The sequence below is a fragment of the Olivibacter sp. XZL3 genome, from assembly GCF_004368405.1.
Classification (GTDB): Bacteria; Bacteroidota; Bacteroidia; order Sphingobacteriales; family Sphingobacteriaceae; genus Olivibacter.
In genome coordinates this window covers 1-7,781 of sequence record NZ_SBJH01000047.1, presented here as the reverse complement: position 1 = coordinate 7,781, position 7,781 = coordinate 1, and the positions used below count along the sequence as shown (strand labels likewise).

The 7,781-nt window shown below is 41.9% G+C and carries 7 protein-coding genes; 5 read left to right on the top strand and 2 right to left on the bottom strand.

All coding sequences use genetic code 11. From position 1 onward, the window contains the following. Positions 1 to 393: 393 nt before the first annotated feature. On the bottom strand, positions 394 to 1,206 hold the full coding sequence (locus tag EPX21_RS11165; RefSeq protein WP_134089778.1) for an SDR family oxidoreductase: 813 nt from the start codon (positions 1,204 to 1,206) through the stop codon (positions 394 to 396). Between the two features lie 61 nt (positions 1,207 to 1,267). After that, positions 1,268 to 1,882 carry a recombination mediator RecR gene (recR, locus tag EPX21_RS11160; protein ID WP_134089777.1) on the bottom strand — a complete coding sequence of 205 codons (615 nt, stop codon included), beginning with the start codon at positions 1,880 to 1,882 and terminating at the stop codon, positions 1,268 to 1,270. A gap of 127 nt (positions 1,883 to 2,009) precedes the next feature. On the opposite strand from recR, the gene EPX21_RS11155 reads away from it, so the two are divergent. The 5 genes from EPX21_RS11155 (at position 2,010) to EPX21_RS11135 (ending at position 7,496) form a co-directional block, all read left to right on the top strand. After that, positions 2,010 to 2,714: a TIGR00730 family Rossman fold protein gene (locus EPX21_RS11155; protein ID WP_134089779.1), complete on the top strand. Its 705-nt coding sequence runs from the start codon at positions 2,010 to 2,012 to the stop codon at positions 2,712 to 2,714. Positions 2,715 to 2,900: 186 nt separating this feature from the next. Then, entirely contained in the window at positions 2,901 to 3,731 is an 831-nt protein-coding gene (lgt, locus tag EPX21_RS11150; protein WP_134089776.1) for a prolipoprotein diacylglyceryl transferase, read from the top strand. Between the two features lie 60 nt (positions 3,732 to 3,791). Further along, on the top strand, positions 3,792 to 4,244 hold the full coding sequence (locus tag EPX21_RS11145; protein ID WP_134089775.1) for a Fur family transcriptional regulator: 453 nt from the start codon (positions 3,792 to 3,794) through the stop codon (positions 4,242 to 4,244). Between the two features lie 98 nt (positions 4,245 to 4,342). Beyond that, complete coding sequence (gene rnr / locus EPX21_RS11140) at positions 4,343 to 6,478, top strand: ribonuclease R (protein ID WP_134089774.1); 2,136 nt, start codon at positions 4,343 to 4,345, stop codon at positions 6,476 to 6,478. A gap of 43 nt (positions 6,479 to 6,521) precedes the next feature. Then, positions 6,522 to 7,496 carry a polyprenyl synthetase family protein gene (locus EPX21_RS11135; RefSeq protein ID WP_134089773.1) on the top strand — a complete coding sequence of 325 codons (975 nt, stop codon included), beginning with the start codon at positions 6,522 to 6,524 and terminating at the stop codon, positions 7,494 to 7,496. The last annotated feature ends 285 nt before the right edge of the window (positions 7,497 to 7,781 follow it).

Sequence of the window (7,781 nt, the reverse complement as noted above, 5' to 3'; positions counted from 1 at the left end):
CATTAGCTCATGAACTGCAATGAAATGCTCCTTTACATCCATTTCAATAGCTCATTCACCATACCCCGGTATACCTCATTCATGCCTGTTTTGGATCATTCTCTTTCGTTTTAATTCCTAACGCGTAATCTGGGTTTAACAACCTGATAAAGCCATCAAAAACTCAACATAGATCACTAAACAGACATTTTCACAAAAAAAGGCTTGCGATATGGCAAGCCTTTTTGTTAATTTTATGTTTGACGCACTACAAAATGGTTTTGCCACAAAGTTATCCTTTGTGCCACCACCAGTTTATATGAGCAAATGTTGTTTTCATACTTTGTATAGCAAATATGGTTAATTCGATCCATATTTGCAAATATTTTCGGCATTATGCTTTGGGATTAGGCTTTAAGCTTTGATTAAAGGATCCTTCTCCTTAGCGAAGAGAGAAAACACCTTTTTATCTACCCAAGCAGGAAAAAATTTATTCATCCATACCGCCAGTTTTCCCTGGCCGGTCATGATCAGCGTTCGCTTTCTCGCTGCTATGCCATCCGCTATGTTCCGGGCTACCTCCTCGGCGGTCATCATCTTTTCTTCCTGCATACTGGTTTCTCCAAACTGCATCCCGTCCTTATTCAACGCTGTACTCCGGATATTGGAAGCGGTAAAGCCCGGACAGGCCACCATCACGTGCAAACCTGTTTTTAAATTTTCGACACGTAATGATTCCATAAAGCCGTTCATTGCGAATTTAGAGGCAGAATAGCCTGTACGCCCCGGCAGGCCGCGATAGCCGGCAATCGAAGAAACACCCACCACCGACCCCTTAGATTCAAGTAAGGCGGGTAAAGCATATTTCGTGCAATACACCATCCCCCAAAAGTTTACGTCCATTAAATGATGGAGCACCGATAAATCCAATTCGTTAAACAAAGCCCGCATACTTAAACCAGCATTATTTATTAAAACGTCTATTTTTTTAAACGTCAATAAAGCCTGTGCTATGAGCTGTCTGCAATCTTCTTCTTTCGCCACGTCGCATTGTATAGCCACTACCTGAACCTGAAAATCCCGTTCCAGTTCCTGAGCGAGCTGACAAAGGGTAACGTATTTGCGGGCGGCCAACACCAGATTTGCTCCCCGCATAGCCAATTCTCTAGCCAAAGCCAATCCAATGCCGGATGAAGCTCCTGTTATAATAATTGTTTTATTCGTCATATCTTTTACTAGTGCACAATATAAGGTCCTTAAGGAAGCGAACCACCTAACGGAAGTACTTTCAGGCTATACTACGTTCATAAGGCACCCGGGTTGCGATTGACCTTCCCAGCGTTACCTCATCTACATATTCCAATTCTCCCCCGAAAGCTATTCCCCGCGCAATCGTGCTTACCTGAATATTAAAATCTTTCAGCTTTTTATATAGGTAAAAAATAGTGGTATCTCCTTCCATGGTCGCACTGAGCGCCAAAATAACTTCATGCACTTCGCTTTCGCGCAATCGGCTTACTAAACTTTCGATACTTAGATCGGAAGGGCCCACACCATCCATTGGCGAAATCAGACCTCCTAAAACATGGTATACACCGTTAAACTGGTTGGTGTTTTCAATGGCCATAACATCTCGTGTATCTTCCACGACACAAATCAATCCCTTATCCCGCTTTGGCGCGCTACAGATTTCACATATCGCCTCATCCGAAATGTTGTGGCAAACAGAACAATAACATATTTCCGACTTCAGTTTTGTTAGTGCATCACTAAACCTCATTACATCATTTGCCTGTTGATTCAATAAATGCAGCACCAAGCGCAACGCCGTTTTTTGCCCCACACCGGGTAAACGACTAAACTCATTAACAGCGTTCTCTAATAGCTTAGAAGAAAAATTCATAACACAAAGGTAAGCGAAAACCAACAGAAAAGTTCATAGATAAAAAGGTAAAAAATTTCATTACATTAGCAGAAAACAGTTACTAGACGAAAAAGAAACTAATTATCATTTGAAATTTATTCGTATGCTGACAAGTGAAGATAAGATAAGAAGAGCATTTGAGAACAAAACCTGGCAAGAAATCAAGGTCAAAGATTCTTGGCAAATTTTTAAAATCATGGCCGAATTTGTTGAGGGCTTTGAAAAACTGGCAAAAATAGGCCCGTGCGTATCTATCTTTGGCTCCGCCCGGACGTCAAGAGATCATGCAGATTACAAAACCGCCGAAGCTTGCGCCCGTTTGCTTACCGAAAGGGGCTACGGTGTCATTTCAGGCGGTGGCCCCGGCATTATGGAAGCTGCAAACAAAGGCGCATATGAAGCGGGCGGAAAGTCTGTTGGACTGAACATTGAACTCCCTTTCGAACAATTTCACAACAAATATATTGATCGAGATAAACTATTAGAGTTCAATTACTTCTTTGTGAGAAAGGTCATGTTCATGAAATATTCCCAAGGGTACATCGTGTTACCCGGCGGTTTTGGTACGATGGATGAGCTCTTTGAAGCTATTACCTTAATACAAACAGGTAAAATTGCCCGCTTTCCAATTGTTTTGGTAGGCAAATCGTATTACGGAGGCTTATTCGATTGGGTAAAAGACCGGATGCTTGAAGAAGGTAAAATCAGCGCTGAAGACCTCAACCTATATCGCTTAGTCGATACAGCCGAGGAAGCGGTGGGACATATATTTAAGTTTTACGACAAATACCTGCTTAAACCCAACTTCTAGTTCACAAAGGCTGGACGCCACAAAAAACGGCGCTCTACTTGGTGCAACAGAATCCCTGCAAGCTTATGTTGATTCAAAACGAATGCCACTTATGGTAATACTGGTTAATTACTTAAGCGGCCTTGCGCAATTGCATATTGAACAATTTTATCTATGTTTGTACATCATATAAATACGCAGATATCCATGTTTAGTTTTTTATCAAGCATACATTGGGACATAGAGCCGGAATTTTTTCGTATCGGCGGATTCGGCCTTCGTTATTATACCTTGTGTTTCATGTTGGCGTTCTTTTTAAGCTACATAATACTTCTACGGATTTTTAAGAAGGAAGGGAAGTCCCAAGAGCTATTGGATCAACTTACCATTTACGTATTTATAGGAACGGTATTGGGCGCCCGACTAGGTCACTGCCTATTTTATGAATTTGACTATTATAAGCATCATTTGTTGGAAATGATTTTACCGATTAGAACCGTAAACGGCCAGCTTTCCTTTACCGGGTTTCAGGGGCTCGCCAGCCACGGCGGCGCCATTGGTATCATGATAGCCTTGTTACTTTATTGCCGTAAAACCAAACTAAGTTTCTGGTGGGTAGCGGATCGCTTGGTCATCGTTTCGGCCCTCTCTGGCGCCTTAATTCGGACAGGCAACTTTTTCAACTCCGAAATCATTGGAAAACCAACTGACCTTCCGTGGTCAGTGACGTTTTTACAGGTCGACAATGTTCCGAGACACCCCGCCCAGCTCTACGAAGCTGTAGGCTACCTAATGATATTCATTTTATTGTTAAACCTATATAAGCAGGGTAAACACCAAAAACCAGCGTTTCTATTCGGTTGTTTTATGGTGTTGGTTTTTGGACTTCGCTTTATAGTAGAATTTGTTAAAGAAAACCAAGAAGCTTTTGAAAACAGCATGACATTCAATATGGGACAATTGTTGAGTATACCCTTCGTAGCCATTGGTTTATACCTCATATTTAGGAAGCAGCATAATGCCGGAAAGAAAAGTTGAATTCGCAACGACGCGCATTTCTTTTAAGTTTTTCGTTTTTGATATTCAATACAAATAGTGATGAGAGAAGAGAAAGTTAAGACTTTTGAAAATATTTTACGAAAGCACGCCCTGAAAGTCACACTGCCCAGACTGACGGTCCTTGAGAAGATATTCAACAAGGACACCGCGACTTCGCAGCCGGAGCTAGAAAAATCTATAGGGGACGATATTGACAGAGTCACGCTCTATCGGGTTTTAAGTGCTTTTGAAGAAAAAGGTATTATACATAAAATTTTTGACCTGCATGGAACTGCCACCTATGCCCTTTGTTCTACTCAGTGCAAGGTTCATGAACACCATGATGAGCACGTACATTTCACTTGCTCTAATTGCAATAGCGTATACTGTTTAGAAGAGATTAAACTACCAAACATCAGTACGCCGTCGGGTTTTACCATCGATCAGGTGTCAGTTAATGCGATCGGTATATGCAATAAATGCAAAGCGATAAAAGGCGCGTCCATGGCGTAATTGCTACTGATTTAGAACTATTAAAGGATTTCGGTGTTATGTAAAATGACAAGTATTCACTTACCTTAGCTTGAGGTATCTTATTTAAGCGCTAATATATGTCCACAAAAAAAGCAAATGCAATTAAACAGGTACTTTCTCAGTTGATAGCCGATGTGTTCGAGAAATCAGGGAATAAGGCCTTAAATTATAAACAGGTGTCTGCTAAATTGAATATCGCAGATCCCGCTTCAAAAAGCACCATATTATCGATTCTTCAGGAAGAATCAAAATCTAAATCCGGTTTGTTCAAGGAAGTTGAACCGGGTAAATTTACACTACGGGAACTTCACACGTTTATTATTGGGAAAGTGGATATGACCGCCGATGGCTCCGCCTATATTGTTACCGATGATGAGTTTGAAGAAGACATCTTTGTCGCACCTAGGAAACTTCGGAATGCCCTACATGGTGATACGGTTAAGGTTTATGTCTACGAAAAGAGCAGAGGACGTAAAAAAGAGGGCGAAGTTGTAGAGATTATCGAGCGATTTAGGAATGATTTTACTGGCATACTCAGCATATCGAAGCGCTTCGCGTTCTTAATTGCTGATGACAGAAAAATGCTTCATGACATCTACATTCCTATAGAGGATTTAAATGGGGCAAAAGATCAGGATAAAGTGGTAGCAACCATTACCGACTGGCCCACAGGGAGCAAAAACCCGATAGGCAAGGTAAAACATGTCCTAGGAAAACAGGGTGAAAACAATACCGAAATGAACGCCATATTAGCAGATTTCGGTTTCCCACTAGCTTTTCCATCTACAGTAGAACAAGAAGCGGATCAAATCGAAGACCTTATCAGCCAAGAAGAGATCGATAAAAGGAGAGACTTTAGGGAAGTATTAACTTTTACCATAGATCCCGTAGATGCCAAAGATTTCGATGATGCCATTTCCTTCCGTAAACTGTCGGATGGCAGCTATGAGGTAGGCATTCATATCGCCGACGTAACCCATTATGTTCAACCGGACACCGCTTTAGACAAAGAAGCATTCGAAAGAGGAACCTCTGTATATCTTGTCGACCGCGTAATCCCTATGTTACCCGAAAGGCTATCGAACAATTTATGTTCACTGCGACCGAATGAAGACAAACTCTGTTTCTCGGCAGTATTTCTATTGGATGACCAAGCCCATGTTAAGGAACAGTGGTTTGGAAAAACCATCATACATTCAGACAGGCGATTCAGTTATGAAGAAGCGCAGGAAATTTTAGAGAACAAAGAAGGTCCCTTTAGCGAAGAACTTTTAATTTTAAATAAACTTGCCTACATCCTTCGCGATCGTAAATTCAAGCAAGGCGCTATCAATTTCGAATCTACGGAAGTAAAATTCAAGCTCGATGAAAATGGTAAGCCTTTAGGCGTTTACACCAAAGAACGAAAAGACGCCCATAAACTGATTGAAGACTTCATGCTCCTTGCCAACAGAAAGGTTGCCGAATTTATCGGCAAACAAGGACGCGGAAAAAACAAATTACCTTTCGTTTATCGCAGCCACGATGCTCCGAATGAAGAAAGCTTGGCTTCATTCGCACAGTTTGCCGCCCGCTTCGGATATAAAGTGAACACGAAATCCGAAAAAGAAATAGCAAGGTCGTTAAATACCTTAATGCATGATGTAGAAGGCACCAAAGAACAAAATGTGTTGACAGCGCTGGCTATCAGATCCATGGCCAAAGCGATTTACACGACGAAAAAACACAGTCACTACGGCTTAGCGTTTGACTATTACACCCACTTCACCTCCCCTATCAGACGTTATCCAGATGTAATGGTACATCGCCTGCTGGAACATTATTTAGCAAATGGAAAACCCGTGAATGAAGAGATGTATGAGAAAATGTGTACGCATGCTTCTCAAATGGAAAAGAAAGCAGCAGATGCCGAGCGGACATCCGTAAAATATAAGCAGGCTGAATTTTTACAGGATCAGATTGGAAGTGTGTATACCGGGATCATATCAGGTGTAACGGAATGGGGAATGTACGTAGAGATCGAAGAGAATAAATGCGAAGGAATGGTACGCTTGCGAGACATTACCGACGATTTTTATGCGCTCGATGAAAAGAATTACGCCATTATCGGGCAGCGTAAGAAGAAACGCTACCAATTGGGCGACGAAGTTCAGATCAAGGTCAAAACCGTTAATTTGGCGAAGCGTCAAATCGACTTTACACTTATGAGTTGACCCGGGCATCACTGATATAAACTAATTTTTCTATCTTCGCCCCATGCAATCTATAGTGGCGTTACAGCGTATTATTAGCGAAGCACTCGACAAAAGGACTTTTCCAGACAATCCGATCAGCTTATACGAACCTATCAGCTATTTTTTGGGAATTGGCGGCAAGCGTTTAAGACCGGTTCTTACGCTGTTGGCGGCCGATATGTTCGGTGCAGCAATAGCGGAGAGCCTTCCGGCAGCCTTAGCCGTAGAAATGTTTCATAATTTTACGTTGATGCACGACGACATTATGGACGAAGCTCCTTTACGCAGGGGACGGGAAACCATTCACACGAAGTGGGACGTCAACACAGCGATCTTGTCCGGAGATGCGACGTTAATCACAGCTTATCAGTTACTCGCGGAATGTAAGTCCACGCAGCTTGCAGAGCTCTTGAAAGTCTTCAACAAAATGGCGCAAGAAGTGTGTGAAGGACAGCAGCTAGACATGGACTTCGAAAAATTACCAACTGTAAGCGAAGGAGAATACCTTCATATGATTCGACTCAAGACGTCGGTGCTATTGGGTGCTGCTTTAGAGATGGGAGCGATTTTAGGGCAGGCAAGCGCACAGGACCGGGCAAATATATACGCTTTCGGCGTTAACATGGGGATCGCTTTTCAACTTCAGGACGATATACTGGATGTATATGGAGATCCGTTAAAGTTCGGAAAACAAGTTGGAGGCGATATCATTGAAAACAAGAAAACCTATTTGTTGATCAACGCCTTACAATTAGCAAAGGGAGACGACAAAAAGGAGCTAATGCAATGGATAGAAACCACAGATTTTGAACAAAAAAGGAAAATAGAGCGTGTAACGGCTATATTTGACAAACTGGGCTTACAGGAGTTGGCTAACCAAAAGAAAATAGCGTTTGCTAAAGACGCCTACCGCGCCTTAGATGCAATAGAACTTGCTGTTGAGAAGAAATTACCTTTAATAGAGTTCGCCCAGAATCTGTTGACGCGGGAACATTAAGCATCCTTTATATTTTACATAATTTAGCCGATACCTCTGTGCTTATAAGCTGAACCCGCAAAGAGCATACATTTTACATCGTATTTCAACACGCCTATTATTTCACATAAAATTAATCTTCATCAAATGAAGGAGTTACTTTCCGCGATCTAAAAAAGGTAAAATTAAATTTGTTAAAATGGACGGAGTTTGTACTTTTGTGCCGGAAAGTTGGCAGAGTGGTCGAATGCGGCGGTCTTGAAAACCGTTGTCTGTAACAGGACCGGGGGTTCGAATCCCTCACTT